A 24,670-nucleotide genomic window follows, 5' to 3' on the forward strand; every position below is an offset into this window, starting at 1 on the left:
GCGCCCACTCCCCCACCCCCTTCCCGCCGAGCGCTGAGTTGTTACGGGTAACAACTCAGCGCTCGGCGGGAGGGAGAGGGGGGCGGGAGGGAGAGGGGGCGGGGACGGGTGCCCCTCCCAGCCACTCCTCTCGCCGAGCGAGAGGGGGCGGGAGGGGGAAGCCGGCTCAGGTCTTCTCCCAGGGTTCGACGGGGCCGGGGACGGGGACGAAGAGGGGGTGGACCGCGACGTCGGTGACGTCACGGACGAGGGCGTAGCGGTCCGGGCTGCGCTCGGCGAGCTTGGCGAGCAGGTGGGCCCACTCGTAGGCGACCTGCCCCTCGGTCACCGGCAGCGGGACGACGGCGTCGAGCGCCACGGGCCGGTCGATCCGGCTGCGGTCGAAGCGGTAGCCCCGCTCGTCGGCCTCGACGGCGAGCACGCCGAGGTAGGCGCAGACCGACGCGACCGGGTCCGCCGTCGCCCGGAAACGGACGAGCTGGCTGTGGTTGAGGTAGCCCTTGGTCCGCCCGGCGAGCACCGCCTGCGCCAGCAGCGTCTCGCGCCAGCACGCGACCAGCCCCTGCCGGTCGAGGTACCGCGGATGGACCGACCAGACCCTCATGCCGTCCCGTCCTTGGCGGGCAGCCCGAGGCGCACCGCCCACCGGGTCCACGGCGGCGCCACCCGCCAGTTGACGGCCAGCGTGCGGAAGGCCCGCCGGAAGCGGCGCCGCAGCTGGGCCAGGCCCACGAGGCTGCGCGCCGAGACGCCGACGACGATCGTCCGGTCCAGGCACACCCGGCGGCGCGGACCGAGCGCGAAGGCGAGGTCGAGGTCGTCGTGGAGCTCGGCGTCGTCGTCGTGCACGGCGGCGCGCACGGCGAGCCAGCTGGAGCGGCGCACCGCCATGCTCGACCCCCACAGCGCGTGGTGGCCGAGCGCGAGGTAGCACAACCCGTAGTAGGCGCCGAGGTAGACGGCGGAGACGAGCCGGCCGCCGCGGGGCAGCTCGTAGAAGCTCCCGACGCCGGTGACGGCGTCCCGGCGGGGGTCGGTCATCGCGGCGGTGACGCGCTCGAGCCAGTCGGGGCCGGGCAGGGAGTCGGCGTCGAGACGGGCGATGAGGTCCCCGCGTGCGGCGTCGTAGCCGGCGGCGGCGGCCATCGGGATCCCCGCCCGCGGCTCGGTGACGACGCGTGCGCCGTGCCGGCGGGCGACCTCCGCCGTCGCGTCGCGGGAGCCGTTGTCGACGACGACCACCTCCAGCGGCGCGAGCGTCTGCCGCTCCAGGGCGTCCAGGCAGCGCTCGAGGGCCGGCGCGTCGTCCCGTGCCGGGATGACGACGCTCACGCTCAGCGGGCTCACCGTGCCCACCGGGCCACGAGCAGCCCCGCGACGACCGAGCCCACCCCGCCGGCGGTGAGGTCACCGATCGTGTCGCCGTAGGCCACGTAGACCGACTCGTCGACGTACGTGTACCCGGCCCACTCGGCGATCTCCCACAGCACGCCGAGCGTCACGCCCACGCTCGCCGTCGTGAGCGCGATGCCGGCGCGGCCGGCGCGGGTGGCGGGATCGGCGAGCAGCCCGCCGCGCAGGATGACGATGCCGAGGGTGGCGGCGATGAGTCCGTTGACGAACAGGTGCGCGGGCACGTCGACCCAGCGCACCGTCTCGTAGAGCCCGACGGCGCTGGCCCAGCCGGCGGCGACGAGCGCGGCCCCGAGCAGCGCCTGGAGGGTGGCGGGCAGGAGGAGCACCCGCGCGACGGTGACGCCGCCCAGCACGAGGAGGGCCACCGCCGCGGCGACGACGTCGACGGCGAGCGCCGCCGGGACGCTGAGGACGGCGAGGACCGCGACGGTCTGCGCCGCGACCCGCGCGGGACGCGGACCCGGGACGGTGAGGAGCACGCCGGCCGGCGTGGCGGGGCGGGGCTGGTGCTCGTCGGGCATCAGCGGGTCCACGCGATGGCGATGAGCAGCTGGGTGATGAGGAACCCGGTGCCGAGGTTGAACCAGATGAACCGGCGCCAGCCGGCGTTGGCCTCCTCGCAGCGCTCGTCGGGCAGGGAGCGGAACGGCCAGATGGAGATGACGTACGGGACGACGAGCACGGCGGCCAGCGCGCCGGGCCACCCGGTCCCCAGCACCACCACACCGGCCGCCGCGTACAGCGCGATGGCCAGGCGGGTGGTGCGGGCGGCGCCGAGCCAGGTCGCGACGGAGGCGATGCCTGCCTCCCGGTCCGCGGTGACGTCCTGGACGGCCCCGAAGGCGTGGGACGCCATGCCCCACAGGAAGAACGCGACGAGTGCGGCGAGCGCGCCACCCACCGGGGAGCCGCCCGCGAGGACCAGCCCGAAGACCGCCGGGCTGACGAAGTGGGTGCTCGAGGTGAGCGAGTCGAGGACGGGCCGCTCCTTGAACCGCAGCACGGGGGCCGAGTAGGCGATGACGGCGAGCACGCTCACGGTGAGCACCGCCGTCGAGGCCGCCGACCCGAGGAGGACGAGGGCGAGTACGAAGGGCAGGTTGCTCAGCACCGACGCCCAGATGGTCGTGCGGTGCCAGCGGCGGTCGAGGACGATCCCCTCGATGCTGCCCTTGCGGGGGTTGCGGAGGTCGGACTCGTAGTCGAAGACGTCGTTGACCCCGTACATGAGGAGGTTGTACGGGATGAGGAAGTACAGCGTGCCGACGACGAGCGCGAGGTCCACGCCGCCGCCCGCCATGAGGTAGGCCGCCGCGAAGGGGTAGGCGGTGTTGATCCAGCTGACCGGCCGCGACGAGCCGAGGAGCTGACGCAGGGCGCCGGTGGAGGTGGCGGTCATGCCCGCTCCTCCTCGGCCCGGTGGGGGCGCAGCAGCTCCCACAGCGCCGGGAGGAAGAGCACCGAGGCGAGCGGCCAGGCGAGGTCCTCCACGGGCGCGAGGAGGAGCCGGACGCCGGTGAGCTGGGACTCGTCGTAGCGGAACAGGTCGGCGGCGATCATCAGGCTGTCGAAGACGACCGTGAGCACACCGAGGGCGACGAGCGTGATCGCCGTCGCCGCCCACCAGCGCCGGCCCAGCCGCCGCACCCGGGTGGCGACGACGGCGGTGGCGAGGACGGGCACGAGGAAGAGGCCCGCCAGCAGGAGGTAGCTCACTCAGCCCACCTCCGCCGTCCGTCGCCGGCGCGAGCGCAGGAGCAGGAGGACCAGGCCGTGGAGCACGAGGGTGAGGTAGCAGAGGAAGGTGACGAAGACGAGCTCCTCCAGGGGAAGCTCAGGGGCGAGCATGATCCCGGTCATCGCCTCGCTCTCCCCGCGGTGGTAGAAGCCGGAGACGATCGCGGCGACGTCCCACAGGAGGAAGAACGCGACGCCGACGGCGAGGACGAGGGCACCACGCCGGGCGTCGGCCCACAGGACGAGGCGGAAGCGGGCGTCGAGCAGGGCCATGCAGCCGAGCGGGACGAGCAGCGCCGCGAGGTAGGCGAGAGCGATCACGAGTCCCACAGTGCCATCTCGGCGTGCACCCGGTCGCGCACGATCTCCGCGCTGATGAGGCACATCGGCAGGCCGATGCCGGGGATGGTGCTCGCCCCGGCGTAGTACAGGCCGCTCACCGTCCGCGAGGCGTTGCCCGGCCGGAAGAAGGCGCTCTGCCGCAGCGTGTGGGCCGGCCCGAGCATGCCCCCGCGCCAGGAGTTGAGGTCCGCGGCGAAGTCGCCGGGTCCCACCGTCCGGCGCACCCGGATGCGCTCGCGCAGGTCCGGGATGCCGGTCCACGAGGCGAGCTGGTCGATGGCGGCGTCGGCGATCTCCTCGACGGCGCGGTCACCGCCGCCGTCGATCCCGCCGCGCCCGAGGGAGGGGTCGGCCGGGACCGGGACGAGGATGAAGACGTTCTCCGCACCCTCGGGCGCGACACCCGGGTCGGTGCGCGAGGGGGTGCACACGTAGGCGGAGGCCGGCCGCGGGACCCGGCCCTCGCGGATGTCGCGGAAGTTGCGGTCCCAGTCCTCGGTGAAGAGCAGGGTGTGGTGGGGCAGCTGGGGCAGGCGGCCGTCCACCCCGAGGTAGACGAGCACGCCGCCGGGGCCGGGGTCCCGGCGCGCCCACCAGCGGGCGGGGCGCTCGCGCACGGCGGGCGGGAGCAGCTCGGTCTCCACGTGGTGGAGGTCGGCCGCAGCGACGACGACGTCGGCCCGCAGGCGGCGCTCGATGCCGGCGGCGTCGCGGTAGCGGACCCCCGTCACGCGGGCCCGTGGGCGGCGCCTGCCCGTGGGGCCGGACTCCGTCGTCACGGCGGTGACGGTGGCGCCGGTGCGGACGGTGACGTCCTGCTGCTCGGCGAGCCCGGCGACGGCCTCGACGAGCCGGGTGAAGCCGCCCTGGGGGTACTGGACGCCGCCGGTGAGGTCGAGGGCGCTCATGAGGTGGTACATGCTCGGCGTGCGGTCGGGCGAGGAGCCGAGGAACACCGCGGGGTAGCCCAGGATCTGGCGCAGCCGGCGGTCGGTGAAGCTGGCGGCGACGTGCGCCTTGAGCGAGCGGCCCAGGAGTGGCAGCAGCCGGTGCACCCGGCGCATCACGTCCGGCACGGCCAGGTCCCGCCACGAGGTGAAGCTCGTGTAGAGGAAGTGGCGCAGCGCCATGTCGTAGGTCTCCTGCGCCGTGTCGAGGTACTGCGCCAGGCGGCGCCCGGCCCCCGGCTCGACCCGTTCGAACGCGGCAAGGTTCGCCTCGCGGTCCGGCAGCACGTCCAGCGCCTCGCTGTGCCCCTCGTAGAAGACCCGGTAGGCCGGGTCGAGGGTGACGAGGTCGAGCTGCTCGGCGCTGGAGCTGCCGAGCAGCCGGAAGAACCGGTCGAAGACCTCGGGCATGAGGTACCAGGACGGGCCGGTGTCGAAACGGAAGCCCTCCGCGCTCCAGCTGCCCGCGCGACCGCCCACCTCCTCGCGCTGCTCGAGGAGGTCGACGCGGAAGCCGTCGCGGGCCAGCAGCGCGGCCGTCGCCAGCCCGGAGATCCCGCCCCCGACGACGACGGCCGTGGGCGCGTCGGCCCGCGTCCCCGGCGCGGTGGTCATCGACGTCCTCCCGTGAGGGTCCCGCGCAGCACGATGCGGGCCTTGACCGGGTCGGGGACCCGCACACGCTCGGTCCGGATCTGCGCCGCGGGGGTCTCCCGCAGCCGCCGGGACAGCTCGCTGAACAGGCCGTGGGCCACGCGCACGGCCCGGCGGCTGCTCGCGGGCAGCTGGACCAGGGCCAGCTCCGCCGCGTCCAGGTCCGCGTCGATGTCGTCGAGGAGCGCGTCGCGGTGCGCGTCGCTGAAGGCCGCCGGGTCCAGGCCCGGGAAGTACGTGCGTCCCAGCGCGTCGTGGTCCTGGCCGAGGTCGCGCAGGAAGTTCACCTTCTGGAAGGCGGCGCCCAGGCGGCCGGCACCGGGGGCGAGGCGCTCGTAGGTGGCGTCGTCGCCGTCGACGAAGACACGCAGGCACATGAGTCCGACGACCTCCGCCGAGCCGTGGACGTACTCGGCCAGGCTCGCCTCGTCGTGCTCGTCGACGGACAGGTCCGCTCGCATCGAGGCGAAGAACGGGGTGATGAGCTCGGGCCCGATGCCGTAGCGGCGGGCGGTGCGGGCGAAGGCGTGGACGACGAGGTTGGCGCTGCGACCGCTGGCCAGCGCCTGGCCGGTGTCCTCCTCGAGGGCGTCCAGCATGGCGCCGCGGTCGGCGGCGGACCAGGACTGGTCGGGGTCGTCGACGATCTCGTCGGCCACCCGCACGAGCGCGTAGATGTTGCGCACGTGCTCGCGGTCGCCGGGAGCGAGCAGGCGGCACGCCCAGCCGAAGGACGTGGAGTACGCGTCGATGACGACGGCGGCGCTGCGGCTGGCGACGTCGTCGTACCGGGAGGCCGCGGCCGGCCGGCGGGACGGACGGCTCACGCCGCCCTCGCGCCGCGGGAGACGGTTCGCGCCCACTCGTCCAGGAGCCGGGCCTCGGGCAGGTGCGCGACCGCCTCACGCGCCTCCCGGTCGAGGTCTGCGGCGAGGCCCTCGACGTAGGCGCGCGCCCCGCACTCCTCCAGGAGCGTGCGCACCCGGGCGGCGTCGGCGTCGTCGATCACGCCGGAGACGAGGTAGGGGTGGATGTGGGCCCAGGCGGGCGTCGTCCGGGCGAAGGCGATGAGCGGGGTGCACTTGCCCTCGCGCAGGTCGGAGACCGTGCTCTTCCCGGTGGCCGACTCCTCCCCGAACATGCCGTCGAGGTCGTCGCGCAGCTGGTAGCCGATGCCGAGCAGGCGGGCGAACCGGGTGAGCGCGGACTCGTGCTCGGCGTCCGCCCCGCCGAGCACGGCGGCCAGCTGGAGCGGCAGCTCGAAGGAGTACACCGCCGTCTTCTGGTGCTCCATCGAGATGACGGCGGGGATGTCGGCCTCGCCGTCGAGGCTCAGGCGCACGTCGGTGAGCTCCCCGGCGGCGCTCAGGTGCAGGGCGCGGTCGAGGAGGTCGAGCATCCGCTCGACGGTGTCCGGGGGCGCACCACACAGCGCGATGCCGCGCACGGCACCGGCGAGGGCGAGGTCGCCCGCGAGGATGGCCGCGCTCTGCCCGTAGTGGGTGGCACGCTCGGCGTCGTGGCCGCGTTCGCGCGCGTCGGCGGCGAAGGTGCCGACGACGTTGGGCCGGCCGCGGCGGACCGTGTCGCCGTCGATGACGTCGTCGTGGACCACGAGCGCGGTGTGGAGCAGCTCGAGCGAGGCCCCCACCCGGGCGGCGACGTCCGTCTGCCGCCCGCCCAGGGCGAGGTAGACGCTGTGGAAGAGCATGGGCCGCAGGCGCTTGCCGCCCGCGGAGGCGTCCCGGAGCGCCGCCCACAGCTGCGTGTGCTCCGCGCCCACGAGGTGGCGGGTGCCGTCGGCGAAGAAGCCGGCGAGCGCGGCGTCCACCGGGGCGGTGTCCACCGTCTCGCGCGGTGGGGCGCTCATCCGGAGGCGCTCTCAGGCAGGTGACCGGCGGCCACGAGACGCTCGACCTGCTCGACCATCCACGGGCTCACGGCCCACGGCGCGATCTCGACCGTCTGCACGGCCTCGCGGGGGTCGACCCACCGGTGCTCGGCGACCTCCTCCGGGTTCGGCTCCGGCTCCTGGGTGGTCGTCGCGACGAAGACGGGGCAGATCTCGTTCTCCACGACGCCGGACGCGTCGACGGCGCGGTACCGGAAGTCCGGGACGGCGGGGCGCACGTCGGTGACCTCGAGGCCGAGCTCGTGGCGGGCGTGGCGGGTGATCGCCTCGGTGAGGTCCTCGCCCGGCCGCGGGTGCCCGCAGAAGGAGTTGGTCCACACCCCGGGCCACGTCTTCTTGCTCAGTGCCCGGCGGGTGAGCAGGAGGCGGCCGCTGGCGTCGGTGAGGTAGCAGGAGAAGGCGAGGTGGAGGGGGGTCTCCGTGGTGTGCACGGTCGGCCGCGGGGCGGTGCCGATGGCCGTGCCGTCCTCCGCGAGCAGCGTCACGAGGTCGTCGGTCGAGGCGGTCATGTGGCGGTCTCCTGTCTTCCCACTCGAGTGTCCAGTCCCGTGCGCAGCCGCACGACGATCGTGACGACGGCGACGACGGCGGCCGCCGTCACCGCCGCGACAGCAGTGGTGGTGGACTCCGGCGCGCCGGAGGTGCGGGCCACGGCGATCCAGCCCAGTCCCCACACGATGGTGGCGGCGGGCGCGAGCCGTCCGCGGCCGACCAGGGCCAGCGCGACCCCGACCACGGCGACGACGGCGAGCACGCCGACGGCCCACCACTCGGGGGCGCCGCCACCGGTGAAGCCGCTGTCGAGCAGCGCGGCGGCGGTGTTCGCGCAGGTCGCCACACTCACCCAGCCCAGGTAGAGGCCGAGGGTGCCGTCCGCGACCACCGCCTCCACCCGGCTGCGCGGCGGCACCGCGAGCAGCCGCTGGAAGGTCAGCGCGAGCACGCCCAGCAGGGCGACGATGACGACGACGCTCAGCCACACCTGGCCGGCCTGCACGGCAAGGATCCAGGCGGCGTTGAGCACGAGGGAGGCCACGACGAGCCAGGCGATCCGGCGTGGGTCGGTGCGGTCCCACCACTGCCACACCGTGTACAGGCCCAGGCCGCCGTAGATGACGCTCCACACGGAGAACGCCGAGGAGGCGGGGGCCAGGTGCGTGGAGTCGGCGGCGAGCACGCCGCCGGCGGCCTCGGCGATGGGGGTGCCACCGAAGAGTCCGACCCCGACGAGCGAGCCGGCCACGCACACGACGTAGGCGACGGTGACCACGATGTGGCGCACGAGCGCCGACCGGTCCTCACTCATGCGCTGCTCCCCACCGCCGTCGTGTCCTTCGCGGTCGCCGTCGAGTCGTCCTCGTCCTCGGGCACGCGCGCCTTCCAGGGCCACCATACGGTCCGGCCGATGTCGTGGACGAGCCCGGAGACGAGGAGGCTGCGGACGATGAAGGTGTCGATGAGGACGCCGACGGCGACGATGAAGGCGAGCTGGACGAGGAAGAGCAGCGGGATGACGACGAGCGCACCGAAGGTGGCGGCGAGCACGAGGCCGGCGGAGGTGATGACGCCGCCGGTCATCGTCAGGCCTCGGCGCACGCCGCTGCGGGTGCCGTGCTCCAGCGACTCCTCGCGCACGCGGGTCATGAGGAAGATGGAGTAGTCGATGCTCAGCGCCACGAGGAAGACGAAGCCGAAGAGCGGGACGGAGGCGTCGGCGCCCGGGAAGTCGAGGACGTGGTTGAAGAAGATCGCCGACAGTCCCAGCGTGGCCGCGAAGGACAGGACGTTGACGGCGAGGATGAGCAGCGGCGCGACGATCGCGCGCAGCAGGATGACGAGCATGACGAAGATGACCGCGAGGACGAGCGGGACGATGGTGCGCAGGTCCTGCTCCGCCGTCTCCTGGGTGTCCAGGCGCTGGGCCGCCGCCCCACCGACGAGCGCGTCGGGGTCGACGTCGCGGACCGCCTGACGGACCTCGCCGGCCGCGACCGTGGCCTCCTGGCTCTCGGACGTCGCGGTGGTCGCGGCCTGGATCTCGACCCGTCCGTCGACGACGACGGGGGCGCCGTCGTCGTCGGCCACGACCTGTGCGCTCTCGACGCCCTCGACTCCCTCGACCGCCTCGACGGCGTCCTCGGCGGTGTCCTCGGCGGTGATGACGACGAGCGGCTGGACCTGGCCGGCGTCGAAGTGCTCGACGAGCACGTCCTGGCCCTCGACCGCCTCCGTCGGGTTGAGGAAGACCTCACCCTCGCCGGTGCCCTCGGCCTGCAGGGTCGGCAGGAAGGCGGCGAGCGCGAGGAGGGCGACGGCGGTCGTGCCCCAGATGACGCGCGGGCGGCGACCGACCGCCGCGGCGATGCGGCCCCACAGGCGCGAGGAGTCCTCCGAGGCCGGCGCGGCGTCCGGGCGGTACTGCGGCTTGCGCGGCCAGAAGAGTGCGCGCGAGCGGTGGCCGGCGACGAGGAGCAGCGCCGGCAGGAGGGTGAGCGCGCCGAGGACGGCGGCGGCGATGCCGATCGAGCCGACCGGCCCGAGGCTCGCGTTGGAGCCGAGGTCCGACAGGAGCAGGCACAGCAGGCCGGCGATGACGGTGCCGGCGGACGCGAGGACGGGCGGGACCGAGGCGCGCCACGCCCTGGCCATCGCCTGGCGGGGCTCGGCGTTGCGGGTGAGCTCCTCGCGGTAGCGGGCGACGAGGAGCAGGGAGTAGTCGGTGGCCGCGCCGATGACGAGGATCGAGAGGATGCCCTGGCTCTGACCGTTGAGCAGGAGGGCGCCGCTGCCCGCGAGCGGCTTGATGACGAGGGCGGCGGCGCACAGGGAGAAGACCGCGGTGAGCAGCACGGTGAAGGGCAGCAGCGGGGAGCGGTAGACGACGACGAGGATGACGAGCACGACGACGAGCGCGACGAGGAGCAGGACACCGTCGATACCGCCGAACGCGGCACCGAGGTCCGCGACGAAGCCCGCGGGCCCGGTCACCCACGTGTCGAGGTCCGCGTCGACGAGCGTGTCGGCGGCCAGGGTGCGCAGCTCCGTGACGACGACGTTGCCCGTCCGCTCCCCCGTGTCCCCGACGTTCTCCTCGGCCTCGTCCCCGTTGATCGAGACGGGCAGGAGGAGGGCCTGGCCGTCCTCGGCGGGGACGACCGGGATCGGCCCCTCGAGGACGTCACCGAGCGTCCGGCCGTCCCCGAGCTCGAGCTCGGGCACCTGCTGGGCGAGCTCCTCCGCCGCCGCGAGCTGCTCGGGGGTGAGGTCGCCGCCGTCGGAGGGCGTCGCGACGAGCAGCGCCGGCAGCGGCTGGTCCCCCGCGAACTCCTCGGCGAGCTCGTCGGCGCGGGTGGACTCGGCGCTCGAGGGGAGGAAGGCCGCCTGGTCGTTGGTCTGCACCTCCGAGAGCGAGCCCTGCGCCATGCCGCCGAGCCCACCGACGGCGAGCCAGGCGAGGAGGACGAGAACGGTGAGGAGCGCGCGCAGCACCGCGCCACGACGACCGTCGGACCTACGGTGACTGGGGGCCTGCCGCCCACCCTTAACACTAAGCACGCTTAGCAATATGATCGAGCAGCCCCAGGCGCGCAACCCGAGACGGAAGGACGCCGTGACCGACCGAGAGCCGGACCGCTCACCCGGAGTGCAGGAGGAGCCGACGCGCAGCGACGGGGCCGCGTTCCCGCCGCCGGAGACGTGGCCCACGGGCCGGCTGCTGTCCGCGGCCGCCCGTCGCGTCGAGCGCGCGTGGGACGCCTACCTCGGCCAGTGGGGCCTGAGCCACGCGTCGGTGCCGGTGCTCGTGGTCCTCGCGCGCGGCTCGCTGTCCCAGCGCGAGATCGCCGCTCAGATGCACGTCACCGAGCAGACCATCGGCCGGGTCCTGCGCGGCCTGCAGGCCAGTGGCCACATCACCCGCGCACCGCACCCGGAGGACCGCCGACGGCACGTCGTCACCCTGACGCCGTCGGGGCGCGACGCGCTCTCGGCGCTGGACCGGACGCAGTCGGTGGAAGCGCTCATCGGCAGCTCGCTGACCGCCTCGGAGACCACCCAGCTGCGCGTCCTGCTCCTCCGGATGCTCACCGACCTGCCCTCGGGGGAGGACCCGGACGGGGCATGAGCACGGAGCGCCTACGATCGGCGTGATGCACACCACGCCGAACCCGCCGATCTACTCCCTGGGACCCGGCGGCGAGCCGCTCTACCGCGGCCGCCCCGTCTCCGGGCTGCTCGACCGGCACCTCGAGTCCGTGTGGGGACTGCTGGTCGACGGCGAGGAGTCCCCCGCGCTGCCACCGGCGGAGCCCTTCCCCCTGCCCGTGCGCACCGGAGACACCCGGGTGGACGTCCAGAGCGCCATCGCCCAGCTCGCGCCGGTGTGGGGCTTCCGCCCCCTGCTCGACATCAGCCCCGCGCGCGCCCGCGAGGACCTCGCCCGCGCGTCCGTCCTCGCCCTGTCCTTCGTCGCCCAGTCGGCACGCGGGCCGGACCTGGCGATGGTCCCGCAGCGGGAGGTCGAGCAGGGCCGTTCGGTGGCCGAGCGCTTCCTCATCCGGTGGAGCGGGCACGCCCAGGCCGACCACGCCCGGGCGCTGGACGCGCTGTGGACGATCGTCGCGGAGGACGGCCCCGACTCCCCCTCGACCCGGATCGCTGCGACAGCCGCGGGCACGGGCGCGGACGTCGGCGCCTGCCTCGCGGGCGCGGTCGCGGGAGTCAGTGGTCCTCTGGAGGCCGGTGCCGCCGCGCGCGCTCGCCGGGTGGCGGTCCGCGTCCACGATGGCGTGGCACCGACGACGGCGGTCGCGGACGCCCTGCGCGAGCAGGCGTTGGTGCCCGGTCTGGGCGCGCGGCACGAGGACCCACGGGCGGCCATGCTGCGGGAGGTGTGCCGCCAGCTCGACGTGCGTCTCTTCACCGCCGGGCTCGCCATCGAGGCGGCCGGGCGCGAGCTCATCGCCGAGACCACCGGACGTCCCGCCACGGCCGACGTCAACTTCTGGGGCGCCCTCCTGCTCGACCACGTCGGCTTCGAGGCCCGGCTCTTCAACGCCCTCATCATCTGTGGCCGCACCGCCGGCTGGTCCGCCCACATCCTCGAGGCCCAGCGCTCCCTCCACCCCGCCCCCTGACCCCCGGAGAATCCGCGCACGTGGTGAGTCGAGCGCTGCAGCAAGCGCTTGCCTGGCGTCCTCGAAGTCACCAACTGCGAAGGTGGACGACGACGATGGACGACGGGGGCGGTGACGGGCCGCGCGATGGGAGGATCTGGCCATGACGATCCAGATCCCCGCCGAGCTCCTGCCCGCGGACGGCCGCTTCGGCTGCGGCCCGAGCAAGGTCCGCCCCTCGCACGTCGCGGCGCTCGCCGCCGTCGGTGAGACGCTCCTCGGCACCTCCCACCGGCAGGCGCCGGTGCGCTCGCTCGTGGGCCGGGTCCGCGAGGGTGTGGCCGACCTGCTCGGGGCGCCAGACGGCTACGAGGTGATCCTTGGCAACGGTGGGTCGACCGCCTTCTGGGACGCCGCGAGCCTCGGCCTGGTCCGTGAGCGCGCCGCCCACGCCGCCTTCGGAGAGTTCGGGCAGAAGTTCGCGGCGGTCACCCGCCGTGCCCCCTTCCTCGCCGACCCGCACGTCGAGACCGCCGAGCCCGGCGCGCTCGCCACCCTCGGCCCGGTCGACGGCGTGGACCTGTACGCGTGGCCGCAGAACGAGACCTCCACCGGCGTCCTCGCCCCGGTGGAGCGGGTGCCCGACTACGGCGCCCTCGTCTGCGTCGATGCCACCTCCGCAGCGGGCGGGGTGCCCGTCGACCTGGACCAGACCGACGTGTACTACTTCGCCCCCCAGAAGAGCTTCGGCTCCGACGGCGGGCTCTGGTTCGCCGTCATGTCGCCCGCGGCGCTGGCCCGGGTGGAGGAGGTCGCGGCGAGCGGCCGCTGGGTGCCGGAGTTCCTGTCCCTGCCCGCCGCGGTGGAGAACTCCCGCAAGGACCAGACGCTCAACACCCCGGCGATCGCCACGCTCGTCCTCATGGCCGAGCAGCTGGACTGGATGCGCGACCAGGGCGGGCTGCAGTGGGCAGCCGGACGCAGCGCACGCTCGGCCGAGATCGTCTACGGCTGGGCGGCCGAGCGGGACTGGGCCACCCCCTTCGTCACGGTGCCCGAGCACCGCTCCCCCGTCGTCGGCACGATCGACCTCGCCGAGCAGATCGACGCCGCGAAGGTCGCCTCGGTGCTGCGGGAGAACGGCGTCGTCGACGTCGAGCCGTACCGCAAGCTCGGTCGCAACCAGCTGCGCGTGGGCATGTTCCCCGCCGTCGACCCCGACGACGTGCGCGCCCTGACCGCGTGCGTCGACCACGTCGTCGCCGCCCTCTGACCCTCCCTCGCCCGCTCCTTCGGCCACCTGGGCTCCGCCATCCCTTCGTCAGATGAATTGCGCAACATGGGTGTAACGAAAGTCGGCTAAGGTAAGGCTCACCTCACCGCGCGACATCGAAGGAGCCCTCCATGAGCGCGCCGTCCCTCGTCACCGACTCCCTCTCCGCGCAGCTGCGGGAGCGCACGCGCGCCGCCCACGAGCGCGCCGAGTCGGTCCCCTTCATCACCGACCTCATGCACGGGCGCCTCGACCGGGGCGCCTACGCCGACCTCGCTGCCCAGCAGTACGGCATCTACGTCGCTCTCGAGGCGGCCGGTGCCGAGCTCGTCGGCGCACCGCGCGGCTCCAACCTCGTCTTCGCCGACCTCACCCGTACCCCCTCCATCGAGGCCGACCTCGCCTACCTGTACGGCGGGCACTGGCGCGAGCGCATCGACGTGCTCCCCGCGGCGCGCGCGTACGCCGAGCGCATCGCGCAGGTCGCCGGAGACCTGCCGCGCTACGCCGCACACGCCTACACCCGCTACCTCGGTGACCTGTCGGGCGGCCAGGCCATCAAGCGGCTCGTCCAGCGCCACTACGGGCTGGGTGAGGAGGGCGTGGCGTTCTACACCTTCACCGGGATCGCCAAGCCCAAGGTCTTCAAGGACGAGTACCGCGAGCAGCTCGACGCCCTCGCGCTCAGCCCGCTGGAGATCGAGACGGCCGTGGACGAGTCGAACGTCGCCTTCGAGCTGAGCACGGCCCTCTTCGCCGCCCTCGGCGGCCGGCACTCCGCCTAGCCTCCGACCCCACGGCAGAGCCCCGCGTGGATGACCACGCGGGGCTCGGTCGTGCTCGGCTCCGAGCGACGGGGCCGCACCCGGGTGCGGCCCCGTCGGGTCAGGCGCGCTGCCTGCGGGTGGCGAGCACGAGGCCGGTGAGCACGACGGCGGCGGCCAGGGCCGTCAGGGCCGCCGCTTCCGCGCCGGTCCGGGCGAGGTTGTCGCCACGGGGACCACCGGCGGTGGTGCCGGGGCCTGCGCCGTCGTCGTCGGTGTCCGTGCCGGCACCGGCGGCCACGACCGTGAAGGTCGTGTCGGCCACCGACTCGCCGTCGGTCACGAGGTCGACGCGGTGCGTACCGAGGGCGAGGTCCGCGGGGGCCGTCCAGGTGAGCTCGACCGTGCCGTCCTCCCCGACGACGCCCTCGGCGACGTCGAGCTCGCGGAGGTCGAGCTCGCCCTCCGAGACCGGGACGCTGAAGGTCAGCGGGTCGAGCGCGTCGCCGGCCTCGTAGAAGTCGGCGAAGGCCGGGACACCCTCGGCCGTCAGCCGCGCGGGCACGTCCGTGCCGACGAGCCGACCACCGCTCACCGCGACGCCGTCGAGATCCAGCTGGGCGAGGCGCACCCGCGGGTAGTCGACCACGCCGTCACCCTCGAGCGCGCGGCTGGTGACGTCCGCGACGAGGTAGCCCTCGCCGCCCTCGATGACGACCGACGGGTCGGTGATCGTCATCTGGAGCTGGGACGTGCCGCCGATCTCGTGCCCGGCGAAGGTCACCTGGCCGCCGAAGTGGGCGGTGCCGTCGGTCGCGTCCCCGTTGCCCCGGCCGTCACCGAAGGCGTAGCCGCTCCCGGTCTCGGCGGCCGGTGCCGTGACGGTCACCGAGCCGTGGGCGATGGGGCCGGTGATGTAGGACCGGAAGGACTCCTTGACCCCCCACTCGAGGCTGCCGGGGGCTCCGGCGGCGTCGACGACGGCGCCCACGCGGGTGCCGGGCTCGAGGCCGCTGCCCGAGATCCGGGCGGTCGCGCCCTGGACCACCGGGTCCGGCTCGACGACGACACCCCCTTGTGCGGGCTCCTCCGGTTCGCCCGGCTGGTCGGGACCGGGCTGCTCCCCCGGCTCGGGGGCCAGGACGGTGAGCTGCTCCGCGGCGAGGACGGCACCCGCCGAGTCACGCAGCACGACGGCATAGCCACCCACCGGGAAGTCGTTCGGGACGTACCACCCGGCCTCGAGGACGCCGTCCTCACCGACCTCGACGACCCCGATCTCGGTCGGCTCGGCCGTGCTGAGCGAGAGTGCCGCCCGCACGGCACCGCCGACCTCGACGGCGGCGCTCACGGGGTCGAGCACCTCGCCGGCCGGGTAGAAGCCCCCGAACGCGGGGACCCCCGCGGCTGTCAGCGTCGCTGCGGCCCCGTCCGCGGCGACCGTGCTGCCCTCGACGGAGAAGGCGTCCGGGTCGAGGGTCGCGAGGACGACGTCGGCGTGCTCGACGAGCTCACCCGTGCTCGACGTACCGGCGAACTCGCGCGAGGTCGCGTCGGCGAGCAGGACCGCCGAGTCCGGGGTGACCTGGACGCGAAGGTTCTCGAGCAGGACGTCGAGGGCGGGAACGCCGTCGATCTCGTGGCCCTGGAACCCGACGCTGCCGTCGAAGCTCACGAGCGCGGTCCCGGCCGCCGCGTCCTGCGCGGCGAGGGCGGCGGGGAAGCGGAACGTCTCGTCGTCGTTCTCGGTGACGCCGCCGCCCGTGGTGACCTCCCCGTCGGCGACGGGGCTGGAGACGTAGGAACGGAAGGACTCCTTGACGCCCCAGTCGAGGTGGCCGGCGGCCGGCACGGTGCTCGGCGCGAGCTGGACCGTCACGTCGCCCGCGGGCAGGTTGGCGCCGGCGATGCCGAGGTTCTCACCGAGGCGGACGGGGTCGGGGGTGGCGCTGACGGACGGCGCGTCCGGCTGCGGCTGCGGCTCGACCGCACCGGCGACGAAGGTGACCGGGACGAAGACGTCCTGGCTGCGGTCGGCGCGGTGGTCGACGGGCGTGGCATCCGCCAGCTGGGCGGAGCTGAAGGTGGCCAGGTAGCACCGGACCTCGCTGCAGTCGTCGCCGGTACCGGTGACCCAGCCGTGGACGGTGACCTCGTGGCTGAAGCTGCCGAGCGCGTCCGTGCTGACCGTCTCGTGCTGCAGCCAGCCCTCGGGCCACCCGAACTCCGCGTTCTTCGTCTCGTCGGGGGTGAACGCGACGGAGATCATGCGGTTCGGTGCGTAGCCCGTGCCCTCGACCGTGACGACCGTCCCCACGGTGATGTCCTCGGTGGGCGTCACCTCGAGGGTCGGAGTCCGCTCCGCGACGACGTCGAGGGGCACGGAGAGCTCCTGCGCGGGGTTCTTGGCACCGCCGGCGGCGTAGGTGTAGACGCCGAAGGCGCCCGAGTCGGGCCAGCCGGCGTCCGGCTCGGTGACCGTGAGCTCGGCGGTGAAGGAGCCGTCCTCGGCGATGTCGACCCACTGGCGGCGGATCGCGCCCTGGTAGTTCGCCGGCACCTGGTCGAGCACGTCCTCGGCCAGCGCCCAGCGCTGGTCACCGACGACGCGCGCGGAGGTCGGCGCGTCCAGCGACGGCTGCCACTGCTCGGCGAACTTCCCGAGGACCACGTACGTGCCCTGCGGCAGGTCCGCCGGGATGGGGACGCCGCGCCCACCGACGTTCCCGGCGGGGTCGAACCCGGTCCCCTTGACGACGACGGTGTCTCCCTCGACCAGCTGGGAGTCGGCGACGGGCGTGCCGGCGGCCGTGAGGACCTCGAGCTGCGGCTCGGGGATGAAGTTGAGCGGGACGCTGAGCTCCTGGTCGGCGTTCTTCACACCGCCGGCGCCGTAGGTGTACACACCGAAGGTGCCGTCCTCGGGCCAGGCCTTGCCCAGGCCGCCCAGGGTCAGCTCGGCAGTGAACGAGCCGTCCTCGGCGATGTCGACCCACTGGCTGCGGATCGCTCCCTGGTAGTTCGCAGGCACCTGGTCGAGCACGCCCTCGGCGAGCGCCCACTTCTGGGCTCCGACCACGCGGTTGGTGCTCGGCGCGTCCTGCGAGGGGCGCCACTCGTCGGCGAAGCTGCCGAAGACGACGTAGGCGCCCTGCGGCAGGGTGCTCGGGATCGGCACACCGCGCCCGCCGACGTTGCCGGCCGGGTCGAAGCCCGTGCCCTTGACGACGACGGCGTCCCCGTAGGTCAGCTCGGTCTCGCCGACGGGGGTGACGCCGTCGCCGGCGAACACCTCGATCGCCGGCTCCCACTCCACCGGCTGCTCCGGCTCGGTGGGCTCCTCGACGACGGTGAGCGGCACCGCGAGCTCCTGGTCGGGGTTGACCGCGCCACCGGCCGGGTAGGTGTAGACACCGAAGGTGCCGTCCTCCGGCCAGTCCACGGCCTCGCCCTGCCGGGTGGTGGACTCCTTGATCGTCAGCGTGGCCGTGAACGAGCCGTCCGTGCCCATGACGACCCGCTGGGACGTGAGAGCACCCTGGATGCCGTCCGAGAGACCGTCGAACACCTCATCGGTCAGTGCCCAGCGCTGGTCACCGATGACGCGAGCCGAGCTCGCGACGCCCTGCGAGGGCTGCCACTGGTCCGCGAAGCTGCCGAAGACCACGTACACGCCCTGCGGGGCGTCCTGCGGGAGCGGGGGGTGGGCCCCCGGGACGTTGGCCGCCGGGTCGAAGCCCCTGCCTCGGACGACGACCGTGTCCCCGTACGTCAGCTCCGCGTCACCGACCGGGGTGACGCCGTCGGCGGCGAGGACCTCGACCGCCGGCTCCCACTCGACCGGCTCCTCGGGCTCCCCCGGTGCCGCGGCGACGGTGAGGGTGGCGGTGTCGGTGACGGCGTCCGGCTCGGTGCCGTTGCTGAAGACGGCGCGCACCTGGGTGCCGTCCTGCTCCGCGGTGACGGCGGGAAGAGTGAGGTCGGTGGTGGTCGCGTCCGCGACGTCCTGCCACTCGGCGTCCGCGCCGGCGCGGGTCTGCCACTGGACGGTGGGCTCCGGCGCGCCGGTCGCGGCCGCGCTGAAGACGGCGTCCTCGCCGGCCTCCACCGAGACGTCCTGCGGCTGCACCGTCACCCGCGGGGCCACGGTGGCGGGCTCGAGCTCCACGCTGAAGCTCAGCGGGTCCAGAGCGGTGCCCGCGGGGTAGAAGTTGCCGAACGCGGGCGCGCCCGCCTCCGTCATCGTCACGGCGGCACCGGACACCGACGCCGTGGTGCCCGAGACGGTGAGCGGGGCGGCACTGAGGTCGATGGCGCCGAGCTCGACGTCCGCGTACTCGACGAGCTCGCCGCGCGTGCTCGTGTCGATGAACTCCCGAGACGTGACGTCGGCGAGGAGCGCGCCCTCGTCGCCGTCGATGACGACCTGCACGTCGGAGAGGTGGATCTCCAGGACCGGCCCCTCGCCCATGTCGTGGCCGGCGAAGGACACCCCACCGGCGAGGTCGACCTGTGCCGACGTCCCCTCGACGGTGCCGCTCTCCGCGACGAGGGCGAGACGACCGTCGGTGAGCTGCTCGGCCGGCGCGACGGGCGTCACCGCGCCGTGGGCGATGGGGGAGGTGAGGTATCGACGGAAGGACTCCTTCACGCCCCACTGGGCGCTGCCGGACTCGACGGTCGCGGCGGGCTCGGCGGCGAGCGCCGTCGTGCCGGTGCCGACGACGACGGCGCCGGCGGCGAGCGCCGTCGTCGTGGCGACGGCGAGGGTGCGGCGCGCGCGGGCGCGCCAGGTCGTGGTGCTCATCGGGGTCCTGTCTAGGCGGAGTGACGACGGCGGAGGCGGAGTGCCGCGACACCCGCGGCGAGGAGGAGCGCGGCGGCGCCGGCGATCACGCCGACCGTGACGCCGGTGGTGGCGAGCGAGCCGTCGGAGTCCGCCTCGGTGGCGGCGGCGCCACCCGAGCCCGAGCCCGAGGCGTTCCCGGTGGTTGCGGCGTCGGCGCCCGTGGCGGGGCCGCCCGTGGCGAAGGTCACCGGGACACGGACGTCGGCCGAGCGGTCACCACCACGGGTGTGGTCGGCCCGTGTGCCGATGACGCACCCGTTGGGGGCGACGGCCGGGTCGAGGCAGTCGGTGAAGGAGTCCGCGGCGGACACGGAGAGGGTCACGGAGAAGGAACCGCGACCCCCGGACCCGGTGAACGGCTGGGCAAGCCCCTCGCCGTACGCGGGCGGGTTGGAGGAGATCCACGCCGAGGCGCCGCCGGCGCCCTCCATGTCCACGCCTCCGAGGCACGGCCCGGGCTGCTGACCGGCGCCGTTGTCGACGCAGAGCGCGACGTAGATGCCCTTGGAGGTGTCGAAGCCGGAGCCGCTCACGCTCACCTGCTGGCCGCTGGGGTCCAGACCGCTCGAGGGCTGGACGGTCACCTGCTGACCGTCGGGGCCGCTGGCGGTGCCGGCGGCGGCCGGCGCGGCGACGAACAGGGCGCCCACGAGGGCGCTCCCGGCCGTCGTGACGGCGAGCAGACGGCCGCGGGCGCGGCCGCCGATCTGGCCCTGGCCAGCACGTTCAGGTGTCCGTGACATCTCTCTCCTCGTGGCACACTTAGGTTAGGCAACCCTAACGAGCGATTACGCTACGGGTGCGTCACGTAAATTGTCCACCACCGCTTCACCGCATCCGTGCCACAAGCCCTTCACGAGGAACCACATGACTCGCCTTCCCGCGCGCCTCGCGCTCGCCGTTGCCGCCACCGCACTGGCCTTGACGGCCTGCGGGGCGCAGCCGACCGGGGAGACGCCCGTGGCGGAGGTCACAGCTCCGGCGGTGAGCGAAGCGCCCGCCGGCGAGCCCGTGGTGGCCTGTGGGGACCCGGTCGAGGGTTTCGCCGTCACCCACGACCACGACGGCGAGCCGCTGCCCGAGCGCACCGGCAGCGGTGACGCAGACCTGCTCACCGCGCCGACCAGCGCCGTCGTGGCCGACGACACCATCGACCCGGTGACCACTGGCGTCCCGCCGCAGCTGCCGGTCACGGTCGAGTCCTGCGACGGGGCCGTCGTCGAGGTCACCGACACCAGTCGGGTCCTCGCCCTCGACCTCTACGGCACGCTCGCCGAGATCGTCTTCTCCCTCGGGCTGGGGGACAGCGTCGTCGGGCGCGACACCTCGACCGGCTTCCCCGAGGCCGCGGACCTGCCCGTGGTCACGCCGGGGGCGCACGACCTCAACGCCGAGGCCATCCTCGCGCTCGACCCGAGCGTCGTCCTCACCGACAGGACCATCGGCCCCACCGACGTCCAGCTCCAGCTGCGTGACGCCGGCATCCCGGTGATCTTCTTCGACGACACCCGCTCGATGGACACGATCCCCACCCACATCCGCGCCGTCGCCGGCGCCCTCGGCGTCCCGGACGCCGGTGAGGAGCTCGTCGAGCGCACCCAGCAGGAGATCACCGCCGCGCTCGACGACGCCCCGACGGGCGCCCGGTCCCCCGCCGTCGCCTTCCTCTACCTGCGCGGCGGCATGGTCCAGCTCCTCGGCGGGCCGGGCTCCGGCGCCGACTCCCTCATCCGCGCGATCGGTGCCCGCGACGTCGGCACCGAGGCGGGCCTGGAGCGGCCCTTCACCCAGATCAGCGCCGAGACGATGATCGGTGTCCAGCCCGACGTCCTCCTCCTCATGAGCGCCGGCCTCGAGTCCGTGGGCGGCGCCGAGGGCCTCACGCTCGTCCCCGGCCTGGCGCAGACCGAGGCCGTGGCCGACGGCCGGGTCGTCGACATGGACGACACCGTCCTCCTCAGCTTCGGACCGCGCACCGGCCGGGTCGTCACCGCCCTGGCCGAGGCGGTCTACGAGTGAGCGCGGCCGTCGCCGCCCCCGCGGCCCCCACCGCGCCCGTCGGCCGCGGCCGCGGCTGGTGGCTCCTCACCGGGACCGCGCTCGCGCTCGTCGCCGTGTGCGTCGTCGCCGCGGGTGCGGGGCAGCTCGCCATCCCCCCGGGCGAGGTCGCCGGCTCGGTCCTCCACCGCCTCGACGGCGCCCTCGAGTGGCTCCTCGGCGGCATCGGCCTCCACGTCGACCTCCCGCTCGACTCCGTCACCGGCCCGCGCCACCCGCAGGGCGACGCCGCGCTGTGGCAGGTGCGCTTCCCCCGCATCGCGCTCGCCGTGGCCGTCGGGGCGGCGCTCGCGGTGGCCGGTGCCCTCATGCAGGGCGTGTTCGGCAACCCGCTGGCCGAGCCCGCCATCATCGGTGTCTCCCCCGGCGCGGCCGTCGGTGCGAGCCTCGCGATCGTCACCGGGCTGGACGTCCTCGGGACGTGGACGGTGCCGCTCGCGGCCTTCCTGGCCGCGCTCGTCACCACGCTCCTCGTCTACGGCCTGTCCCGCTCGGGCGGGCGCACCGAGGCCCTCACCCTCATCCTCACCGGTGTTGCCGTCACGGCGATCGCCTCGGCGGTCGTCGCGTTCAACACCTTCATCGCCAGCCCCACCGCCCGCGAGCAGATCGTCTTCTGGCAGCTCGGCAGCCTGGGCGGTGCCCGGTGGCAGGCGGTCGCCGTCGTCACGCCCTTCGTCGTCGTCGGGATCGTCGTCGCGCTCCTCCTCGCACGCCGGCTCGACCTCCTCGCGCTCGGGGACCGCTCGGCCCGGCACCTCGGCGTCAACGTGGAGCGGCTGCGGGTCGTGGCGATCGTCGTCATCGCGCTCCTCGTCGGCGCGGGCGTCGCCTTCGCCGGCGTCATCGCCTTCGTCGGGCTCGTCGTCCCGCACCTCGTACGGCTCGTCGCCGGGCCGGGCCACCGTCTGCTGCTGCCGGCCAGCGCGATCGGCGGCGCGCTGCTCCTCACGGTGGCGGACCTCGTCGCGCGCACCGCCATCCCCTTCGCCGACCTGCCGCTCGGCATGCTCACCTCGGTCGTCGGCGGACCGTTCTTCCTGTGGCTCATGCGCCGCATGCGCAGCACCCAGGGAGGGTGGGCATGAGGCTCCTCCCGCGCCGTCCGCGCCTGCCCCAGCCGCTCGAGCGGGGCGAGGTCGCCCTCGCCGTCGACGGCGCCCGCGTCGCCCTCGGCGGCGCCACCATCCTCGACGACGTGAGCCTGAGCGTCCGCGCCGGCGAGGTCGTGGCCCTCGTCGGCCCCAACGGGGCCGGCAAGTCCACGCTGCTGGGGGTCCTCAGCGGCGACGTCGCGGCCGGCGGCACCGTCACGCTCGCGGGCCGCCCCCTCGACCGGTGGACGACGACGGAGGCCGCCATGCGCCGCGCCGTCCTCGTCCAGCGCGGCACACTCTCCTTCCCCTTCACCTGCCGGCAGGTGGTGGAGATGGGCCGCGCCCCGTGGTCGCGCACCCCCCGCGAGGACGACGACGCCGCCACCGTCGCCCACGCGATGGGGCTGACCGAGACGACGGCGCTGGCCCACCGCACCTTCAGCTCCCTGTCCGGCGGTGAGCAGGCCCGGGTCTCCCTGGCCCGCGTCCTCGCCCAGTCCGCCGGCGTCGTCCTCCTCGACGAGCCGACCGCCGCCCTCGACCTCCACCACCAGGAGCTCGTCCTTCGCCTGGCGAGGGACCGTGCGGCGGCGGGTGACGCCGTCGTCGTCGTCCTCCACGACCTCAACCTGGCCGCGGGGTACGCGGACCGCGTGGCCGTGCTCGACCGCGGCCGGGTGGCCGCGGTCGGCGCTCCGGGTGAGGTGCTGCAGCCGGAGCTGCTGTCCAGCGTCTACCAGCACGCCGTCGAGGTCCTGCCCCACCCCCGCACGGCCGCGCCGATCATCCTCGCCCGGCGCTAGGCCCGCTGCGCGGCGACGAGCTCGCGCCCGGTCGCGTCGGCGAGCCGGTCGAGCTCGGCGAGGACCTCGCGGGCCATGGCGGCGTCCGCGGCGCGGCACGTGGCAGCCACCTCGGCGAGCTTGTCGGCGCCGAGCATCGACGCCGTGCCACCCAGGCTGAGGGAGGCGTCGCGCAGCTCGGGGGCCTCACCGGCTGTGACGGCCTCGTGGAGACGGGCGACGCGGGTGGGGAGCATGTCGACGAAGCGCTCGACCATCCCGACGGCGGCCTCGTGGCCGACCTCGTCCTCCAGGCGGGTGAGGCGCTCACGGTCGACGACGGGGCCGAGGACGGCGTCCTCGTCGGTGCGGCGCTCGCGCCCGGCGCGCACCACCTGGAGGGCGGCGTAGGCGAAGAGTGCGGCGGCGATGACGGCCGTGCCGATCGCCTTGGTGTGGGCGGACAGCGCGGTGGCGAGGTAGCCGGCGGCGGGCACCCAGTAGCGGACCTCGCCGCGCAGCTGCGTCTCGGTGACCTCCCACGGGTCGACGACGTCGTTCGCGTCGCCCTGGGTGGTGAAGGTCGGGCCCGCCGGGGTCTCGGCGCGCGCGACGATGCGGTGGGTGACGAGGGTGGGGTCGTCGGGGTAGGGCATGACGGTGACGACGTCCCCCACCTCGAGCGACTCGACGTCGGCGACCGGGGAGATGACGACCTGGCTGCCGGTCGGGATGGTCGGCTCCATGGAGCCGCTGAGGACGGTGAGCGGTGCCCACCCCAGCAGCCGGGGGACCAGGATGAGCGCCCCGAGCAGGGCGAGGAGCGCGACGAGCAGCACGCCGGGCAGCACCCGGGTGACGAGCGTGAGCACGACGCCGGGACGGCGGGGGGCTGGCTCGACACGGTGCCGGGCGGGAGTGGCGGTGGCGGTGCTCATCGAGGTCTCCTGGTCGCTGGTGGGGCGGGGCGGTGCGGGTGGTGGAGCCGGGTCACTCGCCGGTGACGCGCGCCTGGGTGAGGGTGATGTCCAGGCCACCGAGCGTGACGCTCTGGCCCTGGCCAATGAGTCCGGCGGTGCTCTCGTCGAAGGAGACGGTGACGGCGACGTCGAGGTCCTGCTTCTCGTCCTCAGCGACGACGGTGGTCGAGCTGCCCTCGACGGGCTGGCCGTTGAGGCTCATGGTGGCGTTCGCGTCGAGCTGGGCGAGCAGCTCGGCATCGCCGGTGAGGCCCGTGAGGTTGTGGGCGACGGTGCCGCGCAGAAGGTCGCCGCGGGCGTCGACGGTCATCGTCTCGCGGTAGGTCAGGGCATCGCCCGGGACGACGAGGTAGCTGCCGTCCGCGACGGCGGCCGTGACGTCGGCGCCGACGACGTTGGTCCAGCGGCCCTCACCGGCGGCGAGGTCGAGGACACCGGAGGTGATCGCGGTGTCGGTCGCGGCGGCCTCGGAGTCGGACCACTCGGCGAAGGTCGCGCCGCCCGCGCCGAGCAGGACGACACCGGCGGCGGTGGCCGCGACGGCCTTCCACGTGGTGGAGGCGAGGCGGGAGGTGGTGGTGCTGCGGGCCATGGTGGCGTCCTTCCGGTCTGGGGGCCGGGTTGTCCGGCGCTGCAGCCACTGTCTGCCGGTGACCTCAACGGGTCCTTGCGCTCACCTCCTGGTCACCTCAGGACTCCCTCAAGATCTCCCACCGGGGCCAGACACCGTGCGTCCACCGTCCCG

Annotated in this window: 23 protein-coding genes; 7 read left to right on the forward strand and 16 right to left on the reverse strand. The window is 74.3% G+C overall.

Features of this window, described 5'->3' with window-relative positions; all coding sequences use genetic code 11:
• Positions 1–166 precede the first annotated feature (166 nt).
• Genes DSZ44_RS04730 through DSZ44_RS04785 form a run of 12 tightly spaced genes read right to left on the reverse strand, consistent with a single transcriptional unit; the run spans position 167 to position 10,497 of the window.
• Positions 167–604, reverse strand: coding sequence for a pyrimidine dimer DNA glycosylase/endonuclease V (locus DSZ44_RS04730; RefSeq protein WP_110851463.1), 438 nt, complete (start codon positions 602–604; stop codon positions 167–169).
• Positions 601–1,347 carry a glycosyltransferase family 2 protein gene (locus DSZ44_RS04735; protein ID WP_220035094.1) on the reverse strand — a complete coding sequence of 249 codons (747 nt, stop codon included), beginning with the start codon at positions 1,345–1,347 and terminating at the stop codon, positions 601–603. Before DSZ44_RS04735 ends, DSZ44_RS04730 begins: the two co-directional genes overlap by 4 nt.
• On the reverse strand, positions 1,344–1,937 hold the full coding sequence (locus DSZ44_RS04740) for a DUF2238 domain-containing protein (protein ID WP_110851464.1): 594 nt from the start codon (positions 1,935–1,937) through the stop codon (positions 1,344–1,346). Before DSZ44_RS04740 ends, DSZ44_RS04735 begins: the two co-directional genes overlap by 4 nt.
• Positions 1,937–2,815, reverse strand: a complete 879-nt coding sequence (locus DSZ44_RS04745; protein ID WP_110851465.1) for a prenyltransferase — start codon at positions 2,813–2,815, stop codon at positions 1,937–1,939. The genes DSZ44_RS04740 and DSZ44_RS04745 overlap by 1 nt, the downstream gene beginning before the upstream one ends.
• Positions 2,812–3,132: a lycopene cyclase domain-containing protein gene (locus DSZ44_RS04750; RefSeq protein WP_110851466.1), complete on the reverse strand. Its 321-nt coding sequence runs from the start codon at positions 3,130–3,132 to the stop codon at positions 2,812–2,814. The genes DSZ44_RS04745 and DSZ44_RS04750 overlap by 4 nt, the downstream gene beginning before the upstream one ends.
• Positions 3,133–3,474: a lycopene cyclase domain-containing protein gene (locus DSZ44_RS04755; RefSeq protein ID WP_181424536.1), complete on the reverse strand. Its 342-nt coding sequence runs from the start codon at positions 3,472–3,474 to the stop codon at positions 3,133–3,135.
• Entirely contained in the window at positions 3,471–5,057 is a 1,587-nt protein-coding gene (gene crtI, locus DSZ44_RS04760) for a phytoene desaturase family protein (RefSeq protein ID WP_110851467.1), read from the reverse strand. Before crtI ends, DSZ44_RS04755 begins: the two co-directional genes overlap by 4 nt.
• Positions 5,054–5,923 carry a phytoene/squalene synthase family protein gene (locus tag DSZ44_RS04765; RefSeq protein WP_110851664.1) on the reverse strand — a complete coding sequence of 290 codons (870 nt, stop codon included), beginning with the start codon at positions 5,921–5,923 and terminating at the stop codon, positions 5,054–5,056. Before DSZ44_RS04765 ends, crtI begins: the two co-directional genes overlap by 4 nt.
• Positions 5,920–6,966 carry a polyprenyl synthetase family protein gene (locus DSZ44_RS04770; RefSeq protein WP_110851468.1) on the reverse strand — a complete coding sequence of 349 codons (1,047 nt, stop codon included), beginning with the start codon at positions 6,964–6,966 and terminating at the stop codon, positions 5,920–5,922. Before DSZ44_RS04770 ends, DSZ44_RS04765 begins: the two co-directional genes overlap by 4 nt.
• On the reverse strand, positions 6,963–7,517 hold the full coding sequence (idi, locus tag DSZ44_RS04775) for an isopentenyl-diphosphate Delta-isomerase (RefSeq protein ID WP_110851469.1): 555 nt from the start codon (positions 7,515–7,517) through the stop codon (positions 6,963–6,965). Before idi ends, DSZ44_RS04770 begins: the two co-directional genes overlap by 4 nt.
• Positions 7,514–8,314: a TspO/MBR family protein gene (locus tag DSZ44_RS04780; RefSeq protein WP_110851470.1), complete on the reverse strand. Its 801-nt coding sequence runs from the start codon at positions 8,312–8,314 to the stop codon at positions 7,514–7,516. Before DSZ44_RS04780 ends, idi begins: the two co-directional genes overlap by 4 nt.
• Positions 8,311–10,497, reverse strand: coding sequence for an MMPL family transporter (locus DSZ44_RS04785; RefSeq protein ID WP_258369229.1), 2,187 nt, complete (start codon positions 10,495–10,497; stop codon positions 8,311–8,313). Before DSZ44_RS04785 ends, DSZ44_RS04780 begins: the two co-directional genes overlap by 4 nt.
• A gap of 76 nt (positions 10,498–10,573) precedes the next feature.
• On the opposite strand from DSZ44_RS04785, the gene DSZ44_RS04790 reads away from it, so the two are divergent.
• The 4 genes from DSZ44_RS04790 to DSZ44_RS04805 all read left to right on the forward strand — a co-directional run bounded on the left by DSZ44_RS04790 (position 10,574) and on the right by DSZ44_RS04805 (position 14,180).
• On the forward strand, positions 10,574–11,131 hold the full coding sequence (locus DSZ44_RS04790; protein WP_110851471.1) for a MarR family winged helix-turn-helix transcriptional regulator: 558 nt from the start codon (positions 10,574–10,576) through the stop codon (positions 11,129–11,131).
• Between the two features lie 25 nt (positions 11,132–11,156).
• On the forward strand, positions 11,157–12,143 hold the full coding sequence (locus tag DSZ44_RS04795) for a citrate/2-methylcitrate synthase (RefSeq protein ID WP_110851472.1): 987 nt from the start codon (positions 11,157–11,159) through the stop codon (positions 12,141–12,143).
• A gap of 142 nt (positions 12,144–12,285) precedes the next feature.
• Positions 12,286–13,395: a phosphoserine transaminase gene (serC, locus tag DSZ44_RS04800; RefSeq protein ID WP_181424537.1), complete on the forward strand. Its 1,110-nt coding sequence runs from the start codon at positions 12,286–12,288 to the stop codon at positions 13,393–13,395.
• A gap of 131 nt (positions 13,396–13,526) precedes the next feature.
• Positions 13,527–14,180 carry a biliverdin-producing heme oxygenase gene (locus DSZ44_RS04805; protein WP_110851474.1) on the forward strand — a complete coding sequence of 218 codons (654 nt, stop codon included), beginning with the start codon at positions 13,527–13,529 and terminating at the stop codon, positions 14,178–14,180.
• 100 nt (positions 14,181–14,280) lie between these two features.
• On the opposite strand, the gene DSZ44_RS04810 is transcribed toward DSZ44_RS04805, so the two are convergent.
• Together DSZ44_RS04810 and DSZ44_RS04815 are read right to left on the reverse strand one after the other, a co-directional pair.
• Positions 14,281–18,966: an HtaA domain-containing protein gene (locus DSZ44_RS04810; protein WP_110851475.1), complete on the reverse strand. Its 4,686-nt coding sequence runs from the start codon at positions 18,964–18,966 to the stop codon at positions 14,281–14,283.
• 11 nt (positions 18,967–18,977) lie between these two features.
• The gene (locus tag DSZ44_RS04815; RefSeq protein WP_220035095.1) at positions 18,978–19,751 is read right to left on the reverse strand and encodes a neocarzinostatin apoprotein domain-containing protein; all 774 of its coding nucleotides are present in this window, start codon (positions 19,749–19,751) and stop codon (positions 18,978–18,980) included.
• 124 nt (positions 19,752–19,875) lie between these two features.
• Here DSZ44_RS04815 and DSZ44_RS04820 point away from each other — a divergent pair, with 124 nt between their 5' ends.
• The 3 genes from DSZ44_RS04820 to DSZ44_RS04830 are packed head-to-tail and all read left to right on the forward strand — an operon-like array spanning position 19,876 to position 22,966.
• Positions 19,876–21,027 carry a heme/hemin ABC transporter substrate-binding protein gene (locus tag DSZ44_RS04820; protein ID WP_220035096.1) on the forward strand — a complete coding sequence of 384 codons (1,152 nt, stop codon included), beginning with the start codon at positions 19,876–19,878 and terminating at the stop codon, positions 21,025–21,027.
• Positions 21,024–22,154, forward strand: a complete 1,131-nt coding sequence (locus tag DSZ44_RS04825; protein ID WP_110851476.1) for a FecCD family ABC transporter permease — start codon at positions 21,024–21,026, stop codon at positions 22,152–22,154. The genes DSZ44_RS04820 and DSZ44_RS04825 overlap by 4 nt, the downstream gene beginning before the upstream one ends.
• Positions 22,151–22,966: a heme ABC transporter ATP-binding protein gene (locus DSZ44_RS04830; protein WP_110851477.1), complete on the forward strand. Its 816-nt coding sequence runs from the start codon at positions 22,151–22,153 to the stop codon at positions 22,964–22,966. The genes DSZ44_RS04825 and DSZ44_RS04830 overlap by 4 nt, the downstream gene beginning before the upstream one ends.
• Here DSZ44_RS04830 and DSZ44_RS04835 read toward each other — a convergent pair.
• Both DSZ44_RS04835 and DSZ44_RS04840 read right to left on the reverse strand, forming a co-directional pair.
• Positions 22,963–23,883, reverse strand: a complete 921-nt coding sequence (locus DSZ44_RS04835) for a signal peptidase I (protein ID WP_110851478.1) — start codon at positions 23,881–23,883, stop codon at positions 22,963–22,965. The two genes, DSZ44_RS04830 and DSZ44_RS04835, sit on opposite strands and share 4 nt — an antisense overlap.
• Positions 23,884–23,935: 52 nt before the next feature.
• On the reverse strand, positions 23,936–24,517 hold the full coding sequence (locus tag DSZ44_RS04840) for an alternate-type signal peptide domain-containing protein (protein ID WP_110851479.1): 582 nt from the start codon (positions 24,515–24,517) through the stop codon (positions 23,936–23,938).
• Positions 24,518–24,670 lie beyond the last annotated feature (153 nt).

It is taken from the genome of Georgenia satyanarayanai, from assembly GCF_900116375.1.
Lineage (GTDB): Bacteria > Actinomycetota > Actinomycetes > Actinomycetales > Actinomycetaceae > Oceanitalea > Oceanitalea nanhaiensis.

Coding starts and splice junctions, on each gene's coding strand:
- DSZ44_RS04730 (WP_110851463.1), bottom strand. CDS start 604: ATGAGGGTCTGGTCGGTCCATCCGCGGTACCTCGACCGGCAGGGGCTG.
- DSZ44_RS04740 (WP_110851464.1), bottom strand. CDS start 1,937: ATGCCCGACGAGCACCAGCCCCGCCCCGCCACGCCGGCCGGCGTGCTC.
- DSZ44_RS04745 (WP_110851465.1), bottom strand. CDS start 2,815: ATGACCGCCACCTCCACCGGCGCCCTGCGTCAGCTCCTCGGCTCGTCG.
- crtI (WP_110851467.1), bottom strand. CDS start 5,057: ATGACCACCGCGCCGGGGACGCGGGCCGACGCGCCCACGGCCGTCGTC.
- DSZ44_RS04770 (WP_110851468.1), bottom strand. CDS start 6,966: ATGAGCGCCCCACCGCGCGAGACGGTGGACACCGCCCCGGTGGACGCC.
- idi (WP_110851469.1), bottom strand. CDS start 7,517: ATGACCGCCTCGACCGACGACCTCGTGACGCTGCTCGCGGAGGACGGC.
- DSZ44_RS04780 (WP_110851470.1), bottom strand. CDS start 8,314: ATGAGTGAGGACCGGTCGGCGCTCGTGCGCCACATCGTGGTCACCGTC.
- DSZ44_RS04790 (WP_110851471.1), top strand. CDS start 10,574: ATGATCGAGCAGCCCCAGGCGCGCAACCCGAGACGGAAGGACGCCGTG.
- DSZ44_RS04795 (WP_110851472.1), top strand. CDS start 11,157: ATGCACACCACGCCGAACCCGCCGATCTACTCCCTGGGACCCGGCGGC.
- serC (WP_181424537.1), top strand. CDS start 12,286: ATGACGATCCAGATCCCCGCCGAGCTCCTGCCCGCGGACGGCCGCTTC.
- DSZ44_RS04805 (WP_110851474.1), top strand. CDS start 13,527: ATGAGCGCGCCGTCCCTCGTCACCGACTCCCTCTCCGCGCAGCTGCGG.
- DSZ44_RS04810 (WP_110851475.1), bottom strand. CDS start 18,966: ATGAGCACCACGACCTGGCGCGCCCGCGCGCGCCGCACCCTCGCCGTC.
- DSZ44_RS04815 (WP_220035095.1), bottom strand. CDS start 19,751: ATGTCACGGACACCTGAACGTGCTGGCCAGGGCCAGATCGGCGGCCGC.
- DSZ44_RS04820 (WP_220035096.1), top strand. CDS start 19,876: ATGACTCGCCTTCCCGCGCGCCTCGCGCTCGCCGTTGCCGCCACCGCA.
- DSZ44_RS04830 (WP_110851477.1), top strand. CDS start 22,151: ATGAGGCTCCTCCCGCGCCGTCCGCGCCTGCCCCAGCCGCTCGAGCGG.
- DSZ44_RS04835 (WP_110851478.1), bottom strand. CDS start 23,883: ATGAGCACCGCCACCGCCACTCCCGCCCGGCACCGTGTCGAGCCAGCC.
- DSZ44_RS04840 (WP_110851479.1), bottom strand. CDS start 24,517: ATGGCCCGCAGCACCACCACCTCCCGCCTCGCCTCCACCACGTGGAAG.